The following is a 24,815-nucleotide window of genomic DNA, read 5'->3' on the forward strand; positions in this document are numbered from 1 at the left end:
ATCACCCCGGGGAATTTCCGTGGAGTGACGCGGCCGCCTTGTCCGGGGAAATGATTTATGGTACGATAGAGCGGGGGTAAAATGGATGAAACGGATCAGGTTTAAATTCCGGTTTTCCGGAATGTTTGGACAAACACTGCTGGTGCTTATGACGGTAACTATCGTAATCGGTACTTTTTTTGCTTATTTTCTCGGAAATTTATATGAAGAGCAATATCTGGAGAAACAGTCAGACGTCTGTTTTGCCAATATGAAAGAACGGAGCCTGGAGGCGGACAAGGCGGCTGCCTCGCTGACTGCAAAGATGGAGAGCCTTCTGCAGGCGCAGGACTGCAGCCGCCTGATGGTTTCGGGCAAAAACCTGCTTCAGCAGCAGGCGATGAACGTGGTGCAGGAGCTGTCAAATCTCGTGGACAGGGACGAGGATGTGACAGAGGCATATCTGTACCTGCCTTACTCGGACAAGGTGCTCAGTTCGGATAAAAGCGTGGTTAACAGCGAGAGCTTTTCCAGGCAGGAACTTCTGGATGTTGAGGGCGCCGCCGCAGGGAACGGGAATTTTACCGGGGCTATGAAAACAGGAGGCTTTGGAAACGGTTTATTCTGCCTGGACGGTGAGGGATGGATGATAATGGATTATCCCGATGCGAAGACACTGGCAAGGGTGATTCTCAGGCTGAATCTTCCCGAAATTTACCGGAAGATGGGACTGGCGGCGGAGCAGACGACGGGAAGCGGGATGATTTATGTCTATGACGGCAGGGGAATCCCGGTTTTCTCGGGCATGCTGGCCTATCCCGGCGCGGAGCGGCTGATGGTCTCGGAGCAGGAACAGGCAGGGGATAGGAAGGAGATTTACCGTTCCGGGGAAGGATACATTCTGGTTTACCAGTCGGACAGGACGGGGTGGTATTTCATACAGCATATGGACGGGATTCATCTGGATGTGGAGGCGCCCAGTCTGGTGAGAGCTTTGGTTACATACGGACTGTTTGCACTGGTGCTCCTGACAATTGCGTCTTTTTACCTGATATGGCGCATTTACCGGCCTTTCCGCGCACTTTTGGAATCGCTGATCTCACAGAAGAACCAGGGCGGCGGGATAGGAAACGGCGGGGTATCGGCTACCGAACAGGAGTTGCTGCGGGGAATCGTTAAGGAGGACCGAGAGCAGAACGAGAGACTGAAGGATATCCTCCAGTCGGTTGGGGCCTCGCTCAGCGAGCATCTTTTTAAACAGCTGATGACCGGCAAAAGCTGGGATGAAAATGCGGTGAGGCAGACCCTGGAACAAATCCAAAGTCCATTTCCGCTTGACGGCAGCTACCGTGTTCTGGCTCTTACCTACAGGAGCAGGGAACATGGCGGTGAAAGTGCGGTGGACGGAGAGCTGTACGGACTCCAGGTAATCCGCTGCAGTGAAGAGTACTGGGGGAAAGCGGCTCTGGTCCAGTCCGTGGATATGGAGGAACAGAAGCTTGGAATCGTACTCTGCATGAAAACGGCCATGACGGAAACAACATGGTACCGGGAGCTGGAACGGTTTGAAAAGTCCCTTCGCCGCCGTCTTGCCGAACGTGGTTTTGAAGTGGCGGCGGGAGGAAGCGATCTGGCGGGAACTTTCTTTGATTTAAACGTTCTCTGGCTGCAGGCACTGGCAGACTTGGAACAGAGGATGGAGAGCGCCAGGCCGGAGAATCCGGGCGTGCAGATGCTTGGCCGCTTATTAAAAGGAGATAGCGGGAAGAAGGAGCAGGAAGGAAACCGGGAGGTGCATATCCGCGTGGAGCGTGCAAAGGAGCTGATTAAGGACGGATATGGCGACAGCTCCCTCTCCCTGGAGAGCATCAGTGAAAAGCTGGGACTTACGGCTCCTTATCTGTCCAGAATCTTTGCGGAGCACCAGCCGCCGGGGTTCCTGGATTATCTGAACCGGTACCGTCTGGAGCGGGCAAAAGACTTTCTCAGAAAGACGGATGAGACGGTCGGAGATATTGGACTCAGGGTGGGATTTAACTCACCGCAGAGTTTTATCCGCGTGTTTAAGCGGTATGAGGGAGAAACTCCGGGCCAATTCCGGGCCAGGATAAAGGAAGGGGGAGACGCATGAGAATAAAAGGCGTTTTGGCGGTTTTCTGGGCGGCCGTTTTCTTACTTTTGTCCGGATGCGGAGCCGCACAGCCCGAGACGGAGCTTTTCAGCCTTCTTCTGAAGGAGCGGGAACCGGATACGAAGGCCGGGCAGGAGGAAAAGGTGATTCTCCTGACGCATTCCGCCACCGCATACAGTACAACCCAGAAAATTGCCGGGCGTTTCAAAATGCGGCTGGAGGAGAGCTCGGACGGTGGATTTCTCGTGGAAACATTCCCGGATGATACCTTGGGACATGTCAACGACAGCGATAAACCTCTTCTGAACGGGACGGTGGAGATGAGAATCGGACCGGCCGCCACGGAGACAATGGAGGCGATGCTGTGGGCGACCACCTTATCGGCCGCCTCCCTGGAAGAGATAGACGGACTTCTCAGGGAAGGTGAGGTCCGCCGGATGCTGGAGGAGGAATGTGAGGAGCGGGGAACAAAGCTCCTGGCCGTTTTCCCCGCCCATTACCGGGTGTTGACAAGCAACGAAAAAATAACGGAAGAAACGGATTTTTCAAAGCTCCAGATAAGGATATATTCCTCGAATGCGATGGAAGGGGCGTACTGGCAGAGTCTGGGCGCAGAGACGAAGTTATATGATATCCATCAGGTCTATTCCGCGCTTCAGCAGGGGCTTGTGAACTCCCAGGAGAATACGCTGCCGCTGATTGTCTCCAATTCCATTGAGCGACTGCAAAAGTACCTGATCCACACCAATCATAAAATCTACTTCGATTGTATGCTGGTGGGAGGGGAATTTTATGATTCGCTGAGCGGGGAAGAACAACAGATTTTGCAGGAGACGGCGGAGGAGATGGTGGAGTACGCCAGAGAGACCGACGAAAGGGAGCTTTATTCCTGCAGTGAGGTCCTGTCCGAATCCGGCATCGAGACGGTGGAGCTTTCCGACGAACTGCTTCACAGGATGAGAGAAACGGGAGGTCCCGTGGTGGAAGCCGCTTTGCGGGCCAGGGCCGGGGATGAGAAGATAGACCGACTGCTTAAGGCACTGCGCGGGGAGTAAACGGTAACATGTAAACGTTCCTTTGTAAACCACCGGTCGGGCAGACTAACCTGCCGGTCGGTTGAGGTGTTCCGGGGAAAGTGGTATCATGGAACCGATAACCGCGGGATATGCGGGAGCGCATTGGCTGCCGTGTGGTTCACCGGGAGAATGGAGGTATATGGTTATGGAAAAGCGGACGATGGGAATGACAATTGCCTCCCTTCGCAGGGACAAGAAAATGACGCAGGCTGAGCTGGCCGCAAAGATGGGGGTGACGGACAAGGCGGTTTCCAAATGGGAGAGGGAATTGTCCTGCCCCGATGTGAAATCCCTTCCAAAACTTGCAGAGATTCTGGGAATATCAATTGACGAACTGATGCAGGCCGAGGCGCCCGCCCAGGAACCGGAGAGAAGTAAGAATCTGCAAATCCATGAAATTGTTATGCTTGTTTTTAAGGCGGCTGCCCTGGCTATGGGAATCGCAGTCATTGTCCTGTCGTCCATGAGAGCGCTTGATATGAACTCGGGATTTACGCTCCTGGGAATCGGGCTTGCCTGTGTGGGGATCTGTCTGCTGCAGAAGGACGGAAAGCAGAACGGCGGAAAACAGAACGGACAGAATAAAGAATAGGGAAAAGAGCAGGAAGCAAATAGAATAATAAGAGAGGAGAACATTCAAAAATCGCTAACCGCGCTGATTTTAAAATGTTCTCCTCTTTAATTGAGTGGCAACGGGAATCCGTTGAGCCGTGCATTCTGCTTATAAAAAAGTCACTCGGCGTCTTCCGCCAGTTCCTCCCAGGTTTCATAGAGTTTTTCAAGTTTGGAAGCGATTTCTTCTTTCTCTTTATTAAGCTCCATCAGCCTAGGCACGTCTGAGAATACTTCTTCCAGGCAGAGCAGCCCGTCGATCTCCTGTTCCCTTGTTTCCAGGGCATGTATCTCATCCTCCGTCTTTTTCAGGGCATTCTGTTTTTTGCGCAGTTTGGCCTGCAGTTCCTTCTGCTGTTTCCAGTCCATAGAAGACGAAGGAGCGGAGGAAGACTCGGAGACGGAGGCAGCGTTTGGATTGGGGGCGGACGAAAGATCCTCGGCCGGGGCATAAAGCTGCTCCATCGTATCTTTCTTTTCCAGGTAGTAATCGTAATTCCCGATATAATTAATCAGGGTCCCTTTTTTCAGATCCAGGATTCTGGTGGCCGTTTTGTTGATAAAATAACGGTCATGGGAGACGTACAGCACGGTTCCCGTATAATTTACCAGGGCGTTTTCCAGGATCTCCTTGGAGGTTATGTCAAGATGGTTGGTCGGCTCATCCAGGATCAGGAAATTGGCCTCGGAGAGCATCAGTTTTGCCAGGGATACGCGTCCGCGCTCACCGCCGCTCAGATCGCGGATCAGCTTAAACACGTCGTCACCGGTGAAAAGGAACGCGGCCAGGATATTGCGGATCTGGGTGTTGTTCATGTTCGGGTAAGTGTCCTGGATCTCCTGGAACAGGGTCTTATCCATGTGGAGCACCTGGTGTTCCTGATCGTAATATCCCACCTGGACCTTTGCTCCCAGCGTAATCTCCCCGGCATCCTGTTTTACCAGTCCGTTAATGATTTTCAGGATCGTGGTTTTGCCGGTGCCGTTGTTGCCGATGATAGCAATGCGTTCGCCGCGCTTGATGTCAAAATCCACGTTCGAAAAAAGCACCGGCCCGTCGAACTTCTTGGTGAGCCCGCGCACGGTCAGGACGTCGTTGCCGCTGACAATGCTCGGCTCAAGCGTGATGTTCATCGCATCGTTTAATTCTATCGGTTTATCCAGCACGTCGATCTTAGCCAGCAGCTTTTCCCGGCTTTCCGCCCGCTTAATCGACTTTTCGCGGTTGAAAGAACGCAGCTTTGTGATTACCTCTTCCTGATGTTTGATTTCCTGCTGCTGGTTTAAATATGCTTTCATGATTCCCGCGCGCAGCATGGCCTTCTTCTCGCCGTAGGCGGAGTAGTTACCCTGGAAGGTGGTGGCTTTGCCGTTGTCCAGCTCGATGATCTTTGTCACGACGCGGTCCAGGAAATAGCGGTCATGGGCCACAATTACGACGGTTCCCGCGTAGTTGATAAGATACCCCTCCAGCCAGGCGATGGATTCCATGTCCAGGTGGTTGGTCGGCTCGTCGAGCAGGATAATATCAGGTTTCGAGAGCAGGAGCTTGCCAAGGGAAACGCGCGTTTTCTGGCCTCCTGATAATTCCTTAACCGGTTTTCTGAATTCTTCTTCCACAAATCCCAGGCCCTTCAAGACACCGGTAATCTCACTCTGCCAGGCATAGCCGTTCATCAGCTCAAACTCGTGGTTCAGCCTGCTGTAGGTCTGAAAAAGCTCCTCCAGCGCATCGCCCTCTGTATGCTTCATTTTTATCTCCAGCTCACGGATCTGCTGCTCCATCATGAGGATGGGCTTCTTGACCTCCATAAGCTCGTCATATATCGTGTTGTCGCTGCTGATATCCTGGTGCTGCGCCAGATATCCGAGGGTCTTTCCGCGGGAACAGACGACCTCCCCCTCATCGGCCGCCATCTGGCCGACAATGATTTTAAAAAGCGTTGTTTTGCCGGCGCCGTTGATTCCGACAATCGCCGCCTTCTCGCGTTCTTCTATATGGAATGACACATGCTCCAGTATGGAGTCGGTGCCGAATGCTTTTGATATGTTGTTACATGACAGAATCATAGTATCCTCCAGGTTCATTGGTGTTTATACCGCTAATGGTTAATTATAGTATAAACAGAGCGGTTTTTCAAGGCTCAGCAAAAAACCTTTGACAATAATTTGTCATATGCTATAATAATTATTAGTAATTTATTTTTCAGAGAGAAGGTGATGAAGAGCCGTGGAGCAGAAAGAGATTTCAAAAGCAGTGATTTCCAGGCTGCCAAGATACTATCGGTATTTGGGAGAGTTGCTGGAAGAGGGTGTCGAGCGGATTTCTTCAAATGATTTAAGTATCAGAATGAAAGTGACGGCTTCTCAGATTCGGCAGGATCTTAACAATTTCGGCGGTTTTGGACAGCAGGGGTATGGATATAATGTGAAGTATTTATATACTGAGATTGCGAGGATTCTGGGAATTGACAGACAGCATAACCTGATTATCATAGGCGCCGGCAATCTGGGTCAGGCTATCGCCAATTATACGAATTTCGAGCGGCGTGGTTTTATCATCAAAGGAATGTTTGATGTGAATCCCCGTCTGGTAGGTCTGGTAGTCCGCGGAGTTGAGATCAGGGGGATTGAAGACCTGGAACAGTTCATCAAGGACAACGAGGTGCAGATTGCAGCCCTCACGATTCCGAAGTCTAAGGCGCCTGAGATCGCAGAGCGTCTTGTCAAAGCAGGAATCAAGGCTATCTGGAATTTTGCCCATACGGATCTGCAGGTTCCCGACGATGTGGTAGTGGAGAATGTGCATTTATCCGAGAGTCTGATGCGTCTTTCTTACCGCGTCTGCAACATGCAGGATCAACAGGAACGGGAGAGAGAAGAGGCCCTTGGAAGAGCAGGAGACGCCAGAGAGAAGAAATGATTATAGGTGTTGGAACAGATTTAATCGAAATAGAACGAGTTAAAAAAGCCTGTGTTAAAGAGGCTTTTTTACTGCGTGCATATACAGAGGAAGAGTGCCGGCAGGCCGGGGGGAATATAACCCGGCTGGCCGGCAATTTTGCCGTAAAAGAAGCGGTTTCCAAAGTGTTTGGGACGGGATTTCGAAGCTTCGGGCCGAGGGAGATTGAGGTTCTGAGGGATGAGCTGGGGAAACCCTACGTTAATTTGTATGGGAAAGCAAAGGAGCAGGCGGACGAACTGGGGATAAAAAGGCTGTTTGTATCGATCAGCAATACGGCCCGGTACGCATCTGCCTATGCAGTGGGAGAGGGGGACTGAATATGAGACGCCTTGTAACCGGGAAACAGATGAAAGAGATAGACGCCTATGCGATTCAGACCGTGGGGATTCCGTCCATGGTGCTGATGGAGCGGGCCGCCCTGAGCGTGGCGGATGAACTGGAACTGGAATATAAAAGAACAGGGAAAAAGCCCTTTGAGAAGGCCGTTACCCTGATATTCTGCGGAACGGGCAACAATGGCGCCGACGGAGCCGCCGTTGCCAGGATTCTCCATCTGAGGGGTTTCCAGGTTTCCGTTATCACTGTGGGGGACAGGGAACGATGGACCGAAGAGATGAGAAGCCAGATAGCAATTGATGAGAAACTGGGAATTGCCGTGGAAAGCTTTGGCGGGTATCTTCCCGGCCGTTTTGACGTGGCGGTGGACGCCATCTTCGGAGTGGGGCTTACAAGAGACGTGGAAGGCGAATTTAAAGAGGCGGTGGAGTTTCTTGCCGGCTTGAACCCGGAATTTACCGTGGCGGTGGATATTCCGTCCGGTATCAGCTCTGAGACGGGGCGTGTTATGGGAACGGCGGTAAAAGCGGATCTGACGGTGACATTCGGCTATGAGAAGGTGGGAACGGCAATCTATCCGGGAAAAGGCTACAGCGGCCGTGTGGCGGTGAAAGACATCGGCTTCCCGGATTTTGACTCCTATGAAGGAAAACGCTATTTTACTTATGAACCGGGAGACCAGTTAAGGATTCCCGGACGGAAGAAAGATTCCCATAAGGGGACGTACGGAAAAGTGCTGATTGCGGCAGGTTCCAAAGGGATGTGCGGGGCCGCCTATTTAAGCGCGCTGTCGGCATACAGGACGGGAGCCGGCCTGGTGAAAATCCTGACAGTGGACGGCAATGTGCCGATGCTGCAGACACTCCTGCCCGAGGCTATTATCACATCGTATCCGGAGGAGATGGAGGCCGAGGAGCCTGAGGCGTTCAGGGAGCTTGTGGAGCGGGAATGCGCCTGGGCCAGCGTGATTGTCCTGGGACCTGGCCTCGGAAGAGGACGCCACGTGGTGAAACTGACGGAATACGTGCTTTTATCGGCTTATGTCCCTATCATACTTGATGCGGACGGACTGAATACCGTGGCGGAGTACCCGCATCTGGCGGAATTCTTTACGGAGAATGTGATTGTAACTCCCCACCTGGGGGAAATGGCCAGACTGGTGGAAAAGGATATCGCTGAACTGAGGGAGGATCTTCCCGGCGCGGCCGTCGGCTATTGTGAGGAGAAGGGCGTGACCTGTGTTTTAAAGGACGCCGTTTCCGTGGTGGCGGGGAAGGACGGTTCCGTCTATATCAACAGCAGCGGCGGAGGAGCCATGGCAAAAGCCGGTTCCGGCGATGTGCTGACCGGCCTGATTGCGGGGCTCATTGCCTTAGGCCTTCAGGAGGATGAGGCGGCGGCCATGGGCGTGTGGCTCCACGGGCTGGCGGGAGAGAGCGCTGCGGCCGGAAGAGGGGAACATTCGGTTCTCGCCAGGGAAATCGCGGATTCAATCATGCAGGAGGACAATAATGGAAGAACCATACAGCAGAATTTATGCGGAAATTAACCTTGACAATATTATAAAAAATATGGAAACGATGGGAGCCGGACTGCCGGAGGGAACCGGGATGATTGGCGTTGTAAAAACAGACGGCTACGGCCACGGCGCGGTACCGGTTGCAAAAGCCATCGATCCCTTTGTCTGCGGCTACGCGGTGGCTGCGGTCCCGGAGGCCGTAATACTCCGGAAACACGGCATTACAAAGCCGATTCTGGTATTGGGCAATACACACGAAAGGGATTATAAAACGATCCTGGAGTACGGCATCAGGCCGGCTATATATGAATATTCCAAGGCGGAGGCCCTCTCAAGGGAGGCTGTCGCGGAGGGAAAGACGGCGTTTATCCATATTGCGCTGGATACGGGGATGAGCCGGATCGGCTATCAGCCCGGCGGGGAGAGTCTCGGTGAGGTGGAGAAAATAAAGGCGCTTCCCGGTATCACGGTAGAAGGCCTTTTCACCCACTTCTCCAAAGCGGATGAGACGGATAAAGACTTTACGGCGCTTCAGTATGAACGGTATATGGAATTTGCCGAAGCGCTGAAAAGCAGGGGAATCGAAATACCGGTCCGTCACTGCGCCAACAGCGCCGCCATCATGGATCTGCCTCAGATGGGCCTGGACGCGGTTCGGGCCGGAATCTCAATGTACGGAATTTATCCCTCCGACGAGGTGAATCAGGAGATGGAACTGCGCCCCGCCATGGAGATCAGGAGTTTTATTACCTATGTTAAGGAGATAGAGCCGGGAACGCCCGTAAGCTACGGCGGAACCTTTACGGCCGACAGAAAAATGAGGATTGCCACAGTCGGAGCCGGGTATGGGGACGGGTACCCCAGAAATCTTTCGGGAAAAGGCTGCGTCCTGATCCGGGGCAGACGGGCGCCGATACTGGGGCGTGTCTGTATGGATCAGTTCATGGTGGACGTGACGGATATACCGGGAGCGGCGGAGGATGACCGCGTCACACTGGTCGGCTGCGACGGAGAAGAGAGGATTTCCATGGAAGAACTGGCCGGAATGTGCGGAGGGTTCCGATACGAGATTCCCTGTGTCCTGGGAAAACGTGTTCCCAGAGTATATACAAGGAACGGGAAGATCGTCGGCAGCAAGGACTGGTTCGATGACAAATATGCCGACTTTATGTAGAACGGCATGATAAAGAAACATGCTCAATTTTCATTTTCCGGGGAACTGCAGGCCTGTTTTTCCCATATGATAAATCAGTAGGGAATAACGGGATGAAAAAAGAATTGCGGTCGGCGGAATACTCGGGTCAAAACAGGTCAATACTAAGGACATAAAGAATTTTGACGGAGAGTGAAACAAGTGATTATCAGGCGTGGAGATATTTATTATGCAGACTTAAGACCGGTTGTCGGCTCGGAACAGGGAGGCGTCAGGCCGGTGCTGATTATACAGAATGATATAGGGAATAAGCACAGCCCAACCGTAATCTGTGCGGCAATAACATCCAAGATGAACAAGGCAAAGCTGCCAACCCATGTGGAGTTAAACACGAAGAGGTGTGATATGATACGGGATTCCGTAATCCTCCTGGAGCAGCTTCGGACCATAGACAAACAGCGGCTGAAAGAGAGAATCTGCCATATTGATGACGAGCTGTTAAAGGACGTGGATCGTGCGCTGATGATAAGCCTTGAGCTGGATACATAGGTTATCATTGACGGTTGCCGTTCATATCGGCTCTGTTTTGCGAAGCGTTTTTAGCGTTTTTTGTGTATTACAGGGCGTATTACCGCACACGGAGTGGATAGTTATGATTGACGAACCTCATGGAAAGATGATATAGTGACAGATGTCAGGATTAATATTCTGCAAAGTTTTTTGGCGCAGCAGAATGTTTAAGGTTACTGTTCACACGGATGTATCCCGCGAGGTGTTTTCACGTGTTTTTCGTGAAAATCCCGAGTTAAGCGGCGCGAAACGGAGTTTTTTGCCGTTTCTGTACATCGCGAAGCGGATTGCTGGGCACGGAGTGAACAGTAAAGGTTTAAGAACGGGCATCTGGCGGAAAGATTATAACCGTACGAATGAAACGATGAAAAGTAACCGGAGCGGAACGAATACGGCCGCAGCTTTTCACCGCTATTAATAAAAGGAGTAATTAAAAAATATGGACGATGGGTATTGGCCCTTAAGTATACTGATACTTGTTGGTTTTATTCTGATTGACGCTGTTTTATACGGCTTTGGTTCAGCCATTCAGAACATGAATGTGAACAGTCTCGAGAAGGAGGCGGAAGAAGGAAACGAACGGGCAGGGAAGCTTTTGAGGCTGATCAATAAACCTGGCGAATTTATTTATACGGTCCAGGTGATGACCAATATAATCGGAATTCTGGCAGGAGCCTATGTGATGAGGCAGTTGGGGCAGCTGTTTACGATGCTGATAAAGCATTCGCAGGATGGCCATGAGATGCTGGTTTACACAGCCTGCGTTGTGGCTGCCGGAATTGTTGTGCTGTCTGTGCTTATCAGCTTTGGGATTGTGATTCCGAAGAAGTGTGCGGCCAGAAAGCCGGAGAAGTGGGGGTATGGAGTTTTCTCCATGGTGCAGGTGATTGTGTTCCTGCTGCGTCCCTTTACATTTCTTGTGTCGGCGCTCTCGGCCCTGGTGCTGAAGCCGATGGGGATTGATTTAAATTCCGACGACGACAATGTGACGGAAGAAGATATTATGCTGATGGTCAATGAGGGCCATGAGCAGGGAGTCCTGGAGGCCGGGGAAGCCGAGATGATCACGAACATTTTCGAGCTGAACGACAAAGAGGCCGGGGACATTATGACCCACAGAACCAATATAACGGCGCTGGACGCCTCCCTGTCCTTAGATGAGGCGGTAACCTATATACTGACGGAGGCGAATAACTCGCGTTTCCCTGTATTCGAAAAGGATATCGACGATATTGTAGGAATTCTCCATATGAGGGATGCCCTGGGGTTTGCCGAGAAAGAGGAAAACAGAAAGAAAAGTCTAAGAGAACTGGACGGACTTTTACGGGAACCCCATTTCATTCCGGAAACACGCCATGTGGACACGCTGTTTAAAGAGATGCAGTCCCAGAAAATACATATGGAGATTGTGGTGGACGAGTATGGCCAGACTGCGGGAATCGTGACGATGGAGGATATCCTGGAGGAGATTGTGGGAAACATCCTGGATGAATATGACGAGGATGAGGAGTACATTTCCAAACGTGACGACGGAAGCTTTATTTTTGACGGGCTGGCTCCCCTCGATGAGGTGGGAGTAGCGCTGAATATTGAATTCGACGATGAGGATTACGAAAATTACGATACGTTAAACGGATTTCTGATCTCCAAGCTGGACCGCATCCCCGGAGAGGGGGAGCAGCCTGAGGTGGAGTACCGGAATTATCTTTTCAAGGTTCTGTCGGTTGAGAACAAGATGGTCCACGCAGTGACTGCGACGCCGGTTTCCGTGAAGAAAACGGAAGAGAAAGAATAAGAACAGTAAAAGTTTGAACGCCTGAGCGTTGCCCGGGCGTTCTTTTTGGCTTTTTGGAAGGTGCGAAAAGACAAGACAGAAGAGGAATGCAGAAGAGAAAAAGGCAGGGAAGATGAAAAAGATATTGGAAGATACAAAGATTATGATGACGGACAGGATATTCCTGTCCAAGGCTGTAAAAATAGCGCTGCCGGTAGCTATGCAGGGTATGCTGAATACAATTGTAAATATGGTGGATACCATGATGATCGGTTCCCTGGGGGCTACATCCATCGCTGCGGTGGGACTGGCCAACAAGGTGTTTTTCGTGATGACGCTTCTGGTGTTCGGAATTGTAAGCGGTTCGGGGATTCTGGCGGCGCAGTTCTGGGGTACACACGATATCAAGAATATCAGAAAGGTTCTGGGACTGGCGCTGGTTCTGGCCACCTGTGCGGCGCTTGCGTTTTTCATCCCGGCGGTGGCGGCTCCGCAGAAGGTAATGAGAATATTTACAACGGGGGAGGATGCAATACGCATCGGAGCTTCTTACCTGTCCCTGGTGGCGCTTTCTTATCCATTTATCGCGGTCAGCAATACATACGTTGCCATGCAGAGGGCGGTGGGCAAGGTAAAAGCCCCGGTAGTCATCAGCAGCTGCACGATCCTGATTAACATATTTTTTAACTATACTTTTATTTTCGGTAAATTCGGCGCGCCTGCCATGGGCGTGGTCGGTGCGGCTTTAGCCACACTGATTGCACGTATCGTGGAGATGACGGCCCTGCTTTTAGTGGTGTATTTAAACAAATCGCCCCTGGCCTGCCGCCCGAAGGAACTGTTCGGCTACTCGGCCGCTTTTGTGAAAAAATTCTTTGCCACGGCGTCACCGGTTATTGCCAATGAGTTTATCTGGGGACTGGGAGTTACGATGTATTCACTGGCATACGGGCGTATGGGGGATAATGCGGTGGCGGCGATTACGGTAGCTACGACGATACAGGACATCATGTCGGTCCTGTTCCAGGGACTGAGCGCAGCAACAGCCGTAATTCTCGGAAACGAGCTGGGAGCCGGCCAGATGAAGAGGGCCGAGCGGTATGCGAAGAACTTCCTGATTCTTCAGTTTATCATCACCGTGATTATGGCGTTCTTCTGTGCGGGTGTCCGCTGGCAGATTATTGATCTCTACAGGCTGTCCGGTGAGGTGGCCCGCGATGTGAGCCGGTGCCTGATCGTCTTTTCACTGTTTATGCCGTTTAAGATGTTTAACTATGTCAATATCGTGGGAGTGCTGCGAAGCGGCGGGGATACCGCTGTCTGCCTCTTTCTCGACTGCAGCGGCGTATGGCTGATCGGAATTCCGATGGCTTTTGTGGGGGGATTGGTTTTAAAACAGCCTATCTATATTGTCTATGCTATGGTGACGCTGGAGGAGGTTTATAAGACGGTTCTCAGTTATCTTCGGTACAGACAGAGAAAATGGCTTAAGAACCTGACGGCGGAGATACAGGGGTAGTGTAGGGAGTCACTGCAATAGCGGTGGAAATGCAGGAGCAACGCAAAGCGGTAATCCCGTACGGAGTAAAATCAGTAATAGTGGAGGGGAAGAGAAGTGAACGAGGAAGAGAAAATCTATCAGGGAAAGATGTTTGACCCCAGAAAGAAAGAACTGAAAGATATCAAACACAGGGCGCACGAGGCATGCCGCCGCTATAATGCCATGGATGAGTATGATGAGAAACGCCTGCCAATCATCAGGGAATTTATCGGAGAAATTGGAAAGACCTATTATTTTCAGGGGCCTGTCCAGTTTAACTATGGAACCCATACCTTTATCGGAGAGAATTTCTTTGCCAATTTTAACCTTATGGTGATGGATGACGCAAGAGTCTATATCGGAGATAATGTCTGCTTTGGCCCTAATGTATCGCTGATGGCGACCAACCATCCGCTGATTGCAGAGGAGAGAGTGGGGCTTGATAAGGACGGCAACACGACGATGGCGGAATTTGCAGAGGAAATCCACATCGGGGATAATGTCTGGCTGGCCTGCAACGTGGTGGTTCTTGGAGGCGTGAGGATCGGGAACGGGGCGGTGATAGGAGCCGGAAGCGTTGTGACGAAAGACATTCCTGACAATTATCTCGCTTTTGGCAATCCCTGCCGCCCGGTGCGCCCTATTGGCGCAGAGGACAGCAGGAGAGATTTGATACTTGAGGAAGACCTGGAACATTTCAGCTTCAACAGGAAATGATGACTCCGTATTCCCGCATCCAGAAATCTACCTGGATCAGATAGGCCATGAGCTGCGGGGCGGCCATCAGCTGGCCGTACCAGGGTTTTCCATAGTCGGACGGACTTTCAAGGAAACGCTCCACCTTCTTTTTATCCAGGAAAGGGAGTACCGGTGAAGAAGAATCGCCGAGAATATCACGGACCCGTCCCGCCAGCAGGGCCTCGTAGTTCCGGTCGTAAGTTTTAGGGTAGGGAGATTTGCGGCGGAACAGGATTTCATCCGGCAGAAGGCCGCGCCCGGCTTCACGCAGCAGCGCTTTTGCAACGCCTCCGCGGGCCTTCATCTCCCACGGCACGTTGAAGAGATACTCGATAATGCGGTGATCGGCAAAGGGAACGCGGGCTTCCAGGCCGCTGTACATACTGGTGCGGTCCATTCTGTTTAAAAGAGTCTGCATGAACCAGCGCAGGTTCAGATAGGAGATTTCCCGGCGCCTCGCCTCTTCTGCATTTTCACCGTCCAGCTTCGGCACCTCTGCAATGGAAGCGTCATAGGTTTGTTTGACATAGTCGTCCATTCTAAGGTAATCCAGAAAGTCGTCGGACAGGAGCACTTTTCTAGCCTCCAGATCCATCGTCCAGGGGAAGGTATCGGCCAGGAAACATTCTTTTTTATGGAACCAGGGATAACCGCCGAAGATCTCGTCTGCGCATTCCCCGGTCAGCGTTACCTTGTGCTGTTTTGCAACGAGGGAGCAGAAATAGAGCAGGGAAGAGTCCACGTCGGCCATAGCGGGAAGATCGTGGGCCTTAACTGAATCAAATAAAAGGTCTGCCTGATCCTTTGTGGAGCATTCCAGGTACGTATGCTCGGAACCGAGAAAATCCACCATTTTATCGACATAAGGGCGATCCTGGGAAGGCTGGAATGAGCTGGCCTTAAAGTTTTCTGCGTTTCCGGTAAAGTCAAAGGAATAGGTGTGAAGACGTCTGTTCTGCTTTTTTAGTTCCTCCGCACAGACGGCGGAGACGAGGGAGGAATCGACACCGCCCGATAAAAAGGTACAGATGGGGACATCCGACACCATCTGGCGCTTTACGGCGTCCCGGAGAAGAAAACCGGTTTTCTCCACCGTATCTTCGAAGGAGTCGGTATGGACATGGCTTTCCAGCTTCCAGTAGGCCTCCTGACGGTTGCCGGAGAGGGTACAGCTGAGGAAATGGCCGGGCAGCACTTCATGGATATTTTTATAGACACCGCATCCGCTGGTTCTGGCCGGACCGATGCTGAAAATTTCATTTAAGCCCTTTTTGTCTACCTCCGGACGGATTCCCGGAAAGGCGAGAAGGGCTTTTAGTTCCGATCCGAAGATAACTGTATCGCTATCTTTACGGACCGTGTAAAAAAGAGGCTTGATCCCGGAACGGTCGCGGCAGAGCAGAAGCCGGTTTTTGGACGTATCCATGATAGCCAGTGCAAAAATTCCGTTTACCCTGGTAATGAAATCACTTCCCCAGGCCTGATAGGCTTTTAACAGTACCTCCGTGTCACCGGAGGTGTCGAAGGAATGGCCTTCCAGGCGCAGTTCCTCCCTCAGTTCTTCCGTGTTGTAGAGTTCTCCGTTATAGACGATGCCAAAGCCTTTGGAACCGTCCTTCCCTATCATCGGCTGATGCCCGGTGACCAGATCGACGATAGACAGGCGTACCTGGGCCAGGCCGAAATGTTCATTCAGGAAACAGCCCTCATCGTCCGGTCCCCTGCGCTTCTGGGCCCGGTTCATCGCGTCCAGAATATTCATGTTGTTCTCTTTTTCCTGTGTAAAATCTTTGTTTGGGTTGAAAAACCCGGCAATTCCGCACATAAAGATTCCTCCTTAAATCTGCCGTTTCTGTGCATCGCGTAGCGTGATTACTGGGAACGGAGTGAACAGTGACAAAATTTATACCAACATCAGGCAGGCGGCTGCAAAGGCGGCCGTAAAACCGATTAGAACCGGAATGAGGTTCTTTCGTGCCAGCTCGATGGGGTTTACATTACAGATGGCGGCAACCGGAATCAGCCCCCAGGGAACAATAGTGCCCCCTCCTACAAAGATGGCTCCTATCTGTCCCAGGGCAGCCAGAACCGGTACGGAGGCAGAGGTTGCGGTCCCGAAGGTGTGGGCCAGGGCGCCTGTCAGCGGAAGTCCGGAGAAACCGGAACCGTCAAGGCCCGTCAGGCCGCCGATCAGAAGCTGGAAGAATGCGGCGATATAGGGATTAAGGGGGGTATGGGAGGCAAGCCAGAGCGCCCAGTCATTCAGGATTCCGCTGCCGAATCCGTCTCCCAGGATGGTGGTGATTCCGCCGCCGCCAAGGAAAAAGAAGGCGCCGATGACGATGACAGGGGCAAAGATTCGGATAGCGAACAGAAATCCATCGGTCAGATACCGGGTTACTTTTTCCGGTGAATGTTTTCCAAAGCCGATTACGGCTCCCAGGCACATGAGCAGTACGGCCGTGCCGGATACGACGCTGGTAGCGTCCCCGCCGTTCAGGTTAAAGACGAGCATGCAGACAATGTCGGCCAGAAAGGCTAAAACGACGGCTGCAGCCAGGATTTTAGCTGCCTTTGGATTCGGAATTACAGGTGTTTCCTCCTCGTTTGCCTCCTGCTTGAAATACGGAACATTATAGCGCCTGTCGGAAGAGCAGACGGTGATGCCCATGGATTTGCGGTTCAGTAAAAAAGCGGACAGGACGGTGACGCCGCCCATGACCCAGAAAACAGGCCAGGCTTCGGAGAGAATGTCGGCGGCGGAGATACCGGCCGCCGCGCCCGATACGGCGGGAGCGCCCTGGATTACAACGTCATAGCTTAAGGCAAATCCATGGCCGAACAGGTTCATGGCCATTGCGGCGGCGAGTGGTGAGAGGCCGGCGCGCACCGCAAACGGAATCATGATAGCTCCGACTAGCGCAACGGAAGGAGAAGGCCACAGAAACAGGGAAAATACAAACATCGTGATACCTAAGAGCCACCAGGTGCGGGACGGTGTTTTCATCACCTTGGACATAGGTTCCATTAATAGCCGGTCGCTTCCCAATTCCCCCATGCACTTTGAAAGTGCGGTGACTAGGGCAATGGTGCCGATTACCTCCATGAACTCCTTGGCGGCGTATAAAATTGCGTTAAACACGGTCTGAATACCGCCGATAAAGGAATGCAGCCCCAGGGCGCCCAGCAGAAAGAGAAACAGCACGCAGATGAGCGGCGTATCGCGCCTCATCACCATCACGGCCAGAACAGAAAATACTCCGACCAGATAGAGAATGTGGAGCGGAGTAAGGATTACAATAGAATCAGGCATAATTTATGTCTCCTGAGAAAAAGGATATACTACCATAATATGTAAGAAGGTGGGAGAACGTTAAAGGGGGATTAGTTGAGATGCGAGGACGCCTCTGTAAGATGGCGGACGGGGGAGTGGGTGGGTGTGTATGAGTCTTCAGTCCCGGTTTGTAAGTTGTCGTGAGGGGGAATCCAGGAGAAAAAATTCCTGCGGGGACTCGCTCCCGCTTGTGGAATGCGCAGCGGATGCTAGTGCGCCCAGAAAAGGGTGTGATATTTAACAGGTGGAAACCCTGTCCGGCAAGGTGCTAACCACACCACCGGTAGCGAGTCTTGGGCTGACAACAGTAATGCGGCCAGTTAAGCGTAGACAGCCAGGTAATAGGGTTGAGTGATAGAGCACCGAAACGCTGTGAAAATCCAGCAGGCCGACGCTTTTAGTGTAGTGGAAGGCAATATGTGGGCTTATCGATAGGGTGAGATTTTCCACACTGCTGCGGTGTCCGAGAGCCAATCATGTTATACAATGATATCATGTCAACTGGGGAGAGCCTGCCGTCTCCCCTCCTTGTGTGGGGAAGGGGTATGCCGACCGGAAAGGGAGGCAAACGGGTGGCAGGCAGTCGGAAGGCCGAATAGTACCGAAAAGGCGGGGAACCGCACCGCTAAAGGGAAGTCGAGAAGGGGCCGGGGAATCCTCCTGGCCCTGCCTTATAAGGCAATATCAAAGAGGAAACATCAACTGCACACAGAGGTAGGAGAAAAAAAAGATGGAAACGAAATTGGCGAGAATATCACAGATGTCAAGCGAAAATCCGGACATGGTATTTACGTCCATCGGGCATCTCATCAACAAAGAGCTGTTGAAGAGCTGCCATGAAAAGATGGATGGAAAGAAAGCAGTGGGAATCGATGGAGTGAGCAAAGCGGAATACGAAAAGAATCTGGAAGGGAATCTGGAAGATCTGGTACTGCGGCTGAAAAAGAAATCGTATAAGCCAAAGGCAGCCAGAAAAGTGGAGATACCGAAGGAGAATGGGAAAACGAGGCCGCTGAGTATCTACTGCTATGAGGATAAGTTGGTACAGGAAGCGTTAAAGGAACTGCTGGAAGCCGTGTTTGAACCCCATTTCTATGAAGAGATGATGGGATTCCGTCCGGGAAGAAGCTGCCATCAGGCAATAAAGAAACTGAACGGGATGCTGGAACGGGAGAAAACGAATTATGTACTGGATGCAGATATAAAATCCTTCTTTCAACATCTTGACCATGACTGGATTGTACGGTTTATAGAATCCAAAATCAAAGACCCAAATATCACGCGCCTGGTAAGGAGAATCCTGAAGAGTGGAATCCTGGAGGATTACCAGTACCATGAGACCGTGGAAGGAAGCGGCCAGGGCTCCGTATGCTCCCCGGTGCTGGCAAACCTGTATATGCATTATGTGCTGGTATGGTGGTTTGTGGAGAAAGTGAAGCCGGGGATGAAAGGCTACTGCGGCCTGGTGGTGTACGCCGATGATTTTGTAGTGTGCTTCCAAGATAAAGAGGAGGCGGAAGAATTCTATGAACGGTTGAAACGTAGGCTGGGGCACTTTGGGCTGAGCCTGGAAGAGGATAAAAGCCGTCTAATTGAATTCGGTAGGTATGCGAAGGAACGCAGCCAAAAAGAAGGGAAAAAGGCGGGGACATTCGACTTTCTAGGCTTTACACACTACTGTAGCGAGAACCGGAACGGGAAGTTCAGAGTGAAGAGGAAAACCAGTAAAAAGAAGTTGGCGAAGAAGAGCCGGGAAATGAACGCGCATATTAAGCGGAAGAGACATGAAGACCCCAAGGAGCTCATCAAAAAGCTGAACGAAATTTTAATTGGCTACTACCATTACTACGGAATCACAGATAATAGCCGAAGTATCTGGTGTTTCTACGAGCGTGTAAAAAGACGGCTGTACTACTGGCTGAACCGAAGAAGCCAGAGAAACAGCTATACGTGGGAGGGATACAGGGAGTTGTTAAAACAGTATCCCCTCAAACGGCCAAAAATCTATGTCAACGTATACGCATGATAGAAGTGAACGATGCGCCTTATAAAGAGCCGGATGCGGGAAAGCCGCACGTCCGGATTTCTGTGAGGGGTGTGCCCTGTAAGGGGCACATCTACTCGACGCTTCGTGTAAGACCTCAGCAAGCACCGGCGGATTCCAAGGTCTCCCTTCGGAAAGTTTTCTCCTTCCTTCCCCGGGCAGGTGGTCGACGGGACTGAAGACTCAGGGAAGTGTGTTGCCCCGTCCGCCGGCTTCAGGGGCTGATTGTCTCTTTTGTCAAGTGGGGAGGTGGTATTGTCGCTTCCACGATATAGTCGTAACTATTTTACATTCTGACGGCATTCTGGGCTGCATAAAAAGAGTATCAGAATAAACAATAAACAGTCTAAGATTCTAAGTTTACATAGTCTCATATTGAACAAGGTGTAGTTTTCAGGCATCCAGAGAAACGTAGCGGCAGCGACAAGCGCCTCCCCCATTGAAGAAAAAGGACAAATCAGCCGCCGCAGGCTAGGGGCCGGGCTGCTGTCTTGGCTGGGTCTTTCGTCCCGGACATAACCTTCCTGCGGGGAAGAAGGGAGAAAAAGATTCCGGAGGGAACCTGGGAGTTCATTGGTACTTACCGAGGTCTTTTCGAGGTTAGTACCATTATGTACTCCAACGAGCGCGAGCGTTTCCCGCAGGAACTTTTTCTGCCCGTATTCCCCGCCCACGACACCCTGACGCCCGGGACGAAAGACTCATCGATCCCCCTCACCACCCCGGCCCCTGGCCTGACGGCGGCGTCCTCATTTCTCAACTCCACCCCTATTTGTGCCCGAACTGTTACTAAGCCAGGAAAAGTCAGGCAAAGAGAGTGGAAAAATACTTGCTATCCGAATTCATTAGTGATAGAATAGTAAAGATTGTGAGCACAAATACCATGTAACATTTAATTCAGGGACACGGAAGAGGCGTCCCTGGAAATTATTTTAAAATAGAAAGAGGAGTGTTATTTATGTCAGGACATTCAAAGTTCGCCAATATCAAGCACAAGAAGGAAAGAAACGACGCAGCCAAAGGAAAAGTTTTCACTGTAATCGGACGTGAAATTGCCGTAGCGGTAAAAGAGGGCGGAGCTGATCCGGCTAATAACAGCCGTCTTCGCGACGTAATTGCCAAAGCAAAAGCGAACAACATGCCGAACGATACGATTGACAGAGGCATTAAAAAAGCAGCCGGAGATGCCAACTCCGTCAGCTATGAAAACCTTACATACGAAGGATACGGCCCCAACGGCGTCGCTATCATCGTAGACACACTGACCGACAACAAAAACCGCACTGCGGCTAATGTGAGAAGCGCTTTTACAAAGGGCGGCGGCAACGTTGGAACACCGGGCAGCGTTTCCTTTATGTTCGATAAAAAGGGCCAGATCGTAATCGATAAAGAAGAGTGCGAGATGGATGCGGATGAACTGATGATGCTTTCCCTCGATGCAGGGGCAGAAGATTTCGCAGAGGAGGAAGACAGCTTTGAGATTATCACAGCTCCGGAGGATTTTTCCAAAGTCCGCGAGGCTCTTGAGAAAGAGGGAATCCCGATGCTGGAGGCCGATGTGACTATGATCCCTCAGACATGGGTGGAGCTGACAGATGACGACGCCATCAAGAAGATGAACCGGATTCTGGATCTTCTGGATGAAGACGACGACGTCCAGGCAACATACCACAACTGGGATGAATAAAGAATATCCCAAAGAATGACTAAAATTAAAGCAGTCCAAAGATTATATGACGTAAAGTGAGCAAAAATCCTGCTGGTAATGGTATAAGGAGGATTTTAAGATGCTCTGTTACGGATGTGGAAAGACTCTTTTCTGAACACTGTGATGGTGGGAGGAGGGGAGTCTTTTTTATATCAAGAAGAAAGTGCTGCTATGATATAAAAAGTCCTCCGGGCCGGACACCTTCCTGTTGAAATAATCATGATAGCCAGTTACAATAAAGAAAAATTCGTGAGGTAATTTGATGAATAAGAAAAAAATAATAACAATAATAATAGCGGCGTTTGCCGCGGTTTCACTTGGAGGGATTTTAGTTGGAAATCCGATTATGGCATATAACAATCACCGGTTAAAAAAAGCCGTTATTTCTGCTGCCCATCAGGAAACCGTAGCATTGAATGAGATTATCCCTTTTGATTGGGATGCCGTGTACACATTTTCCCCGTATGCGGACAAGGCGGAAATAGAAAAGACAATCGGGTTTCACAGTACAAGCGTGAAAGCAAATAATATCAACGAAGGTATGGTTCATCTGCTTTTCGTGAAGGATAAAAAGGTGATGGCGAGTGTACTGGGATATAGTGATCATTTAGGGTACCGAATCGATTTTCCTTCAAAAGTAACGTTTGCTGAAAATGCCCTATTTCATGTATCAAATTCCGACGGTATCGTAACGTTGGCATATGTGCCGTCCGGCGCGGTGTGAACGCGGCACTTATTCCTGTTTACTGATTACCGGAATAAATAAAATTAATTAGAATCTTGACGGTAATATCTGAAAAATGTTATAATCTTACAAGGATGGTTTTAATTGCCTGATAATTGGGCTTGAATACGAATCTTATCATATCTATTACAGTTATTGAATCTGTTACCCATGGAAGTCCTTTCCATGAGAATTCCGTAAGGAAAAGAGAATTTAAAAATGCTCAAACGAGTAATACAGAGCAAAACAAGTGGGAAAAAGAGAAGAAAGTATCTGCTGATGTAGGACTGGCCTCAGTTCTTTGGACAGGCTGATGCTGTCTCTTTAAAAATAACATAAAGGAGGGTTGCTTATGCAGGATTTGAGCAACATTACGACACTGGATCTGGTAATAGTGGCGCTGTATCTTTTGGGGATGCTTGGGATTGGAGTTTATTTTGTCAAGCGGATTCAGAATGCGGGCGATTACTATGTGGCAGGCCGGAGCCTTGGTCCTTTGGTTCTGGCGGGAACGGTTTGTGCAACAATTATCGGCGGGAGCGCCATGATGGGCAGGGCGGGACTCGGATACGATTACGGTTCCATCGCTATTGTGACGGCGCTGCCCTACCTGATAGGCATGCTGGTATTTTCAGGAATCAGCGGCAGAATTCAGGAGGTGGGAGTAAAACATAACATCTCATCCATCCCTGAACTGTTTGAAAAACGGTTCAGCAAAACAGCCAAATGCCTGATTGCGCTTTTAATCGGCTATACGATGATGGGGACCGTAGCCTCCCAGATAACCGCGACGGCAGTGATTTTCAGGATGGTAGGAAGAAAAGTGGGAATTACATACGAGGTAGGGGCCTGCCTGGCGACCTTTATCTTTATATTCTACACGGCGGCTTCCGGGCTTTTTGGCGTCGTGTATACGGATGTGGTGCAGTTTTTCATGCTGATCATCTTTGTCTATATCCTGCTCCCGCTCTCGGGAATCCGCTATATCGGGGGATTTGGAACTTTCTGGAGTAATGTTCCGAAGGAGATGCTGATTCCTTCCGTGGACGGCAAGGTAATCGGCGATATTGTGACCTATCTTGTCTTTACAATGGCTGGCGCCGAGATGTGGCAGAGAGCGTTTGCAGCCAAGGACAGGAAGACGGCAAAGGCCGGTATGTTCTGGGGAACCGCAATTTACGGATGTACCATCTTTATTATTCTTTCATTGGGTCTGATGGGAAGACAGATTCTGCCGAATATTAAAGAGATGTACGGAACGGCCGAGGCCGTTGTTCCTGCGCTGGTAATCCATATTCTGCCTGCGGGTATTACGGGGCTCTGCCTGGCGGGACTTCTTTCCGTTATGATGAGTTCGGCCGACAGCTATTTGTTGATTTCCACACAGACATTTGTTCAGGATCTGGGGAAAACTCTGAATCCAAAGATGTCGGATAAAAGGGAAGTCTTTATTTCACGTATCTTATCGGCGGTTCTGGCGATAGGGGCGCTGATTATTGCCCTCTATATCAAGAACGCCTACAATGCACTGATGTTTGCATGGACCTTCTATGCGGCATCGGTCGGACTTCCGGCCCTGGCCGCCCTCTATTGGAGAAAGGCCACGAATGCCGGAATTATCTCCAGCATTGTGTCCGGTTTTGTGGTAAGTATCGGCTGGGATTTGATAGGAAAACCGTGGGGACTCGGTTCTGCGGTTCCCGGTTCACTGGTGTGCGGCCTCGTCCTCGTCACGGTGAGCCTGGCCACCTACAAGACGCAGCCATCGGAAATGATATAACATATTAACAACGAAAAGCACGCTTCGCGAACTTTTCATTGCCGCTCAATAAAACCACATCACGGGCATAAAAGATGCGGGTGATGTGGTTTTGTATTTCCGCAGAAATTAAATATTGTACGGCTTGCAGATAATTTCGTTGATTTTAGTTTCGAGAACATTGTTTGCGTGCGCAGGCCTCATAATCACGGCAGTGTCGGCGCCGCGCGTTGAACCGCCGATGGCAATAATGTCTTCACCGTAAGGAATCAGTCCCGCATCAAGCGCCATGATGGCCGTCTCCACGCAGACTTTTGTTCCCTGCCCAAACATTCTCAGGGTATCGGCGATGATTTCCACCGGATGGATTCCTCCGTATTTCCTGCTGATGCCCCTCTCGGCGCCGCTCAGCACATGGGTGGTCGAAAGAACACGGATTCCCGCCGCATTGAGTTCACGGACGGTCTCCTCAGTCATTACATTTTTCCCCGGCTCGCTGAAACCATAAGCGTATGCGACACAGACTATATTCAAATCTTTTTCGCCTTTCAAAAGTTTGGCAGTGTCGCCGTGGCTGCTTGCCACTACAATATGCCCGATATTTCTGGCTTTGGCTGTTTCAACGGCAGCTTTTACACATGCTCCGGTATTTTCAGTTCCTTTGTTTACAAAATACATAAGCATCTCCTTTCAAATAGCCGCAGTCCGACGCTGAAGCCAGACTGCTGCATGATATTTTTTTGGCTGAACAGTGAATCTTTCATTATTATAGGTGGTTTTAAACCGTATTGCAAATGTGAAAAAAAGAATTTATCCCCATCCAGGTGAATTTAAAAATAGTGTTTGACAAAAA

20 protein-coding genes are annotated in these 24,815 nt (G+C 50.7%); 16 read left to right on the plus strand and 4 right to left on the minus strand.

The annotated features are described in order from the left end of the window. Window positions 1-85 precede the first annotated feature (85 nt). The 3 genes from EJL91_RS00255 (at window position 86) to EJL91_RS00265 (ending at window position 3,778) form a co-directional block, all read left to right on the plus strand. Window positions 86-2,110: a helix-turn-helix transcriptional regulator gene (locus EJL91_RS00255; RefSeq protein ID WP_243125191.1), complete on the plus strand. Its 2,025-nt coding sequence runs from the start codon at window positions 86-88 to the stop codon at window positions 2,108-2,110. Continuing rightward, a complete protein-coding gene (locus EJL91_RS00260; RefSeq protein WP_125139975.1) occupies window positions 2,107-3,165 on the plus strand; it encodes a TRAP transporter substrate-binding protein in 1,059 nt (352 codons plus the stop codon). The genes EJL91_RS00255 and EJL91_RS00260 overlap by 4 nt, the downstream gene beginning before the upstream one ends. An 88-nt stretch (window positions 3,166-3,253) precedes the next feature. Further along, window positions 3,254-3,778, plus strand: a complete 525-nt coding sequence (locus tag EJL91_RS00265) for a helix-turn-helix domain-containing protein (RefSeq protein WP_243125192.1) — start codon at window positions 3,254-3,256, stop codon at window positions 3,776-3,778. 140 nt (window positions 3,779-3,918) lie between these two features. On the opposite strand, the gene EJL91_RS00270 is transcribed toward EJL91_RS00265, so the two are convergent. Continuing rightward, entirely contained in the window at window positions 3,919-5,868 is a 1,950-nt protein-coding gene (locus tag EJL91_RS00270; RefSeq protein ID WP_125139976.1) for an ABC-F family ATP-binding cassette domain-containing protein, read from the minus strand. A 160-nt stretch (window positions 5,869-6,028) separates the two neighbouring features. On the opposite strand from EJL91_RS00270, the gene EJL91_RS00275 reads away from it, so the two are divergent. From EJL91_RS00275 to EJL91_RS00310, 8 genes are all read left to right on the plus strand, one after another. After that, entirely contained in the window at window positions 6,029-6,721 is a 693-nt protein-coding gene (locus EJL91_RS00275; RefSeq protein ID WP_125139977.1) for a redox-sensing transcriptional repressor Rex, read from the plus strand. Further along, window positions 6,718-7,080 (plus strand): holo-ACP synthase, encoded by a 363-nt coding sequence (gene acpS, locus EJL91_RS00280; protein ID WP_125139978.1) that lies wholly within the window; start codon window positions 6,718-6,720, stop codon window positions 7,078-7,080. Before EJL91_RS00275 ends, acpS begins: the two co-directional genes overlap by 4 nt. Before the next feature lie 2 nt (window positions 7,081-7,082). Further along, window positions 7,083-8,648, plus strand: a complete 1,566-nt coding sequence (locus EJL91_RS00285) for an NAD(P)H-hydrate dehydratase (RefSeq protein ID WP_125139979.1) — start codon at window positions 7,083-7,085, stop codon at window positions 8,646-8,648. Next, on the plus strand, window positions 8,611-9,792 hold the full coding sequence (gene alr / locus EJL91_RS00290) for an alanine racemase (RefSeq protein WP_125139980.1): 1,182 nt from the start codon (window positions 8,611-8,613) through the stop codon (window positions 9,790-9,792). Before EJL91_RS00285 ends, alr begins: the two co-directional genes overlap by 38 nt. A 180-nt stretch (window positions 9,793-9,972) precedes the next feature. Continuing rightward, a complete protein-coding gene (locus EJL91_RS00295; RefSeq protein ID WP_003504415.1) occupies window positions 9,973-10,320 on the plus strand; it encodes a type II toxin-antitoxin system PemK/MazF family toxin in 348 nt (115 codons plus the stop codon). Window positions 10,321-10,780: 460 nt separating this feature from the next. Next, the gene (locus EJL91_RS00300; protein WP_125139981.1) at window positions 10,781-12,136 is read left to right on the plus strand and encodes a hemolysin family protein; all 1,356 of its coding nucleotides are present in this window, start codon (window positions 10,781-10,783) and stop codon (window positions 12,134-12,136) included. 112 nt (window positions 12,137-12,248) lie between these two features. After that, window positions 12,249-13,634 carry an MATE family efflux transporter gene (locus tag EJL91_RS00305; RefSeq protein WP_206429437.1) on the plus strand — a complete coding sequence of 462 codons (1,386 nt, stop codon included), beginning with the start codon at window positions 12,249-12,251 and terminating at the stop codon, window positions 13,632-13,634. Between the two features lie 96 nt (window positions 13,635-13,730). Further along, window positions 13,731-14,372: a sugar O-acetyltransferase gene (locus EJL91_RS00310; RefSeq protein ID WP_125139982.1), complete on the plus strand. Its 642-nt coding sequence runs from the start codon at window positions 13,731-13,733 to the stop codon at window positions 14,370-14,372. Here EJL91_RS00310 and asnB read toward each other — a convergent pair. Further along, window positions 14,359-16,218, minus strand: coding sequence for an asparagine synthase (glutamine-hydrolyzing) (gene asnB, locus EJL91_RS00315; RefSeq protein WP_125139983.1), 1,860 nt, complete (start codon window positions 16,216-16,218; stop codon window positions 14,359-14,361). The two genes, EJL91_RS00310 and asnB, sit on opposite strands and share 14 nt — an antisense overlap. A gap of 78 nt (window positions 16,219-16,296) precedes the next feature. After that, a complete protein-coding gene (locus EJL91_RS00320; RefSeq protein ID WP_125139984.1) occupies window positions 16,297-17,706 on the minus strand; it encodes a citrate transporter in 1,410 nt (469 codons plus the stop codon). Window positions 17,707-18,457: 751 nt separating this feature from the next. Between EJL91_RS00320 and ltrA the strand changes: the two genes are divergently transcribed. The 5 genes from ltrA (at window position 18,458) to EJL91_RS00345 (ending at window position 23,983) form a co-directional block, all read left to right on the plus strand. Further along, the gene (gene ltrA, locus EJL91_RS00325; protein ID WP_125139985.1) at window positions 18,458-19,753 is read left to right on the plus strand and encodes a group II intron reverse transcriptase/maturase; all 1,296 of its coding nucleotides are present in this window, start codon (window positions 18,458-18,460) and stop codon (window positions 19,751-19,753) included. 629 nt (window positions 19,754-20,382) lie between these two features. Continuing rightward, on the plus strand, window positions 20,383-20,631 hold the full coding sequence (locus EJL91_RS00330) for a hypothetical protein (RefSeq protein WP_125139986.1): 249 nt from the start codon (window positions 20,383-20,385) through the stop codon (window positions 20,629-20,631). Window positions 20,632-20,729: 98 nt separating this feature from the next. Next, the gene (locus tag EJL91_RS00335; protein WP_125139987.1) at window positions 20,730-21,458 is read left to right on the plus strand and encodes a YebC/PmpR family DNA-binding transcriptional regulator; all 729 of its coding nucleotides are present in this window, start codon (window positions 20,730-20,732) and stop codon (window positions 21,456-21,458) included. 283 nt (window positions 21,459-21,741) lie between these two features. Beyond that, a complete protein-coding gene (locus EJL91_RS00340; protein ID WP_125139988.1) occupies window positions 21,742-22,203 on the plus strand; it encodes a hypothetical protein in 462 nt (153 codons plus the stop codon). A gap of 352 nt (window positions 22,204-22,555) precedes the next feature. Continuing rightward, window positions 22,556-23,983, plus strand: a complete 1,428-nt coding sequence (locus EJL91_RS00345; protein ID WP_125139989.1) for a sodium:solute symporter family protein — start codon at window positions 22,556-22,558, stop codon at window positions 23,981-23,983. 108 nt (window positions 23,984-24,091) lie between these two features. Here the strand turns inward: EJL91_RS00345 and EJL91_RS00350 are convergent, their stop codons facing one another. Next, window positions 24,092-24,640, minus strand: a complete 549-nt coding sequence (locus EJL91_RS00350; protein ID WP_125139990.1) for a pyruvate kinase alpha/beta domain-containing protein — start codon at window positions 24,638-24,640, stop codon at window positions 24,092-24,094. Window positions 24,641-24,815 lie beyond the last annotated feature (175 nt).

The sequence above is a fragment of the Clostridium transplantifaecale genome, from assembly GCF_900626075.1.
GTDB lineage: Bacteria > Bacillota > Clostridia > Lachnospirales > Lachnospiraceae > Otoolea > Otoolea transplantifaecalis.

What these genes read in the sequence shown, in the direction of transcription:
- EJL91_RS00300 (WP_125139981.1), top strand. Translation starts at nt 10,781, where the DNA reads ATGGACGATGGGTATTGGCCCTTAAGTATACTGATACTTGTTGGTTTT.
- EJL91_RS00265 (WP_243125192.1), top strand. Translation starts at nt 3,254, where the DNA reads ATGGAACCGATAACCGCGGGATATGCGGGAGCGCATTGGCTGCCGTGT.
- EJL91_RS00350 (WP_125139990.1), bottom strand. Translation starts at nt 24,640, where the DNA reads ATGTATTTTGTAAACAAAGGAACTGAAAATACCGGAGCATGTGTAAAA.
- EJL91_RS00255 (WP_243125191.1), top strand. Translation starts at nt 86, where the DNA reads ATGAAACGGATCAGGTTTAAATTCCGGTTTTCCGGAATGTTTGGACAA.
- acpS (WP_125139978.1), top strand. Translation starts at nt 6,718, where the DNA reads ATGATTATAGGTGTTGGAACAGATTTAATCGAAATAGAACGAGTTAAA.
- EJL91_RS00340 (WP_125139988.1), top strand. Translation starts at nt 21,742, where the DNA reads ATGAATAAGAAAAAAATAATAACAATAATAATAGCGGCGTTTGCCGCG.
- EJL91_RS00260 (WP_125139975.1), top strand. Translation starts at nt 2,107, where the DNA reads ATGAGAATAAAAGGCGTTTTGGCGGTTTTCTGGGCGGCCGTTTTCTTA.
- EJL91_RS00320 (WP_125139984.1), bottom strand. Translation starts at nt 17,706, where the DNA reads ATGCCTGATTCTATTGTAATCCTTACTCCGCTCCACATTCTCTATCTG.
- alr (WP_125139980.1), top strand. Translation starts at nt 8,611, where the DNA reads ATGGAAGAACCATACAGCAGAATTTATGCGGAAATTAACCTTGACAAT.
- EJL91_RS00345 (WP_125139989.1), top strand. Translation starts at nt 22,556, where the DNA reads ATGCAGGATTTGAGCAACATTACGACACTGGATCTGGTAATAGTGGCG.
- EJL91_RS00270 (WP_125139976.1), bottom strand. Translation starts at nt 5,868, where the DNA reads ATGATTCTGTCATGTAACAACATATCAAAAGCATTCGGCACCGACTCC.
- ltrA (WP_125139985.1), top strand. Translation starts at nt 18,458, where the DNA reads ATGGAAACGAAATTGGCGAGAATATCACAGATGTCAAGCGAAAATCCG.
- EJL91_RS00285 (WP_125139979.1), top strand. Translation starts at nt 7,083, where the DNA reads ATGAGACGCCTTGTAACCGGGAAACAGATGAAAGAGATAGACGCCTAT.
- EJL91_RS00335 (WP_125139987.1), top strand. Translation starts at nt 20,730, where the DNA reads ATGTCAGGACATTCAAAGTTCGCCAATATCAAGCACAAGAAGGAAAGA.
- EJL91_RS00305 (WP_206429437.1), top strand. Translation starts at nt 12,249, where the DNA reads ATGAAAAAGATATTGGAAGATACAAAGATTATGATGACGGACAGGATA.
- EJL91_RS00330 (WP_125139986.1), top strand. Translation starts at nt 20,383, where the DNA reads ATGTACTCCAACGAGCGCGAGCGTTTCCCGCAGGAACTTTTTCTGCCC.
- asnB (WP_125139983.1), bottom strand. Translation starts at nt 16,218, where the DNA reads ATGTGCGGAATTGCCGGGTTTTTCAACCCAAACAAAGATTTTACACAG.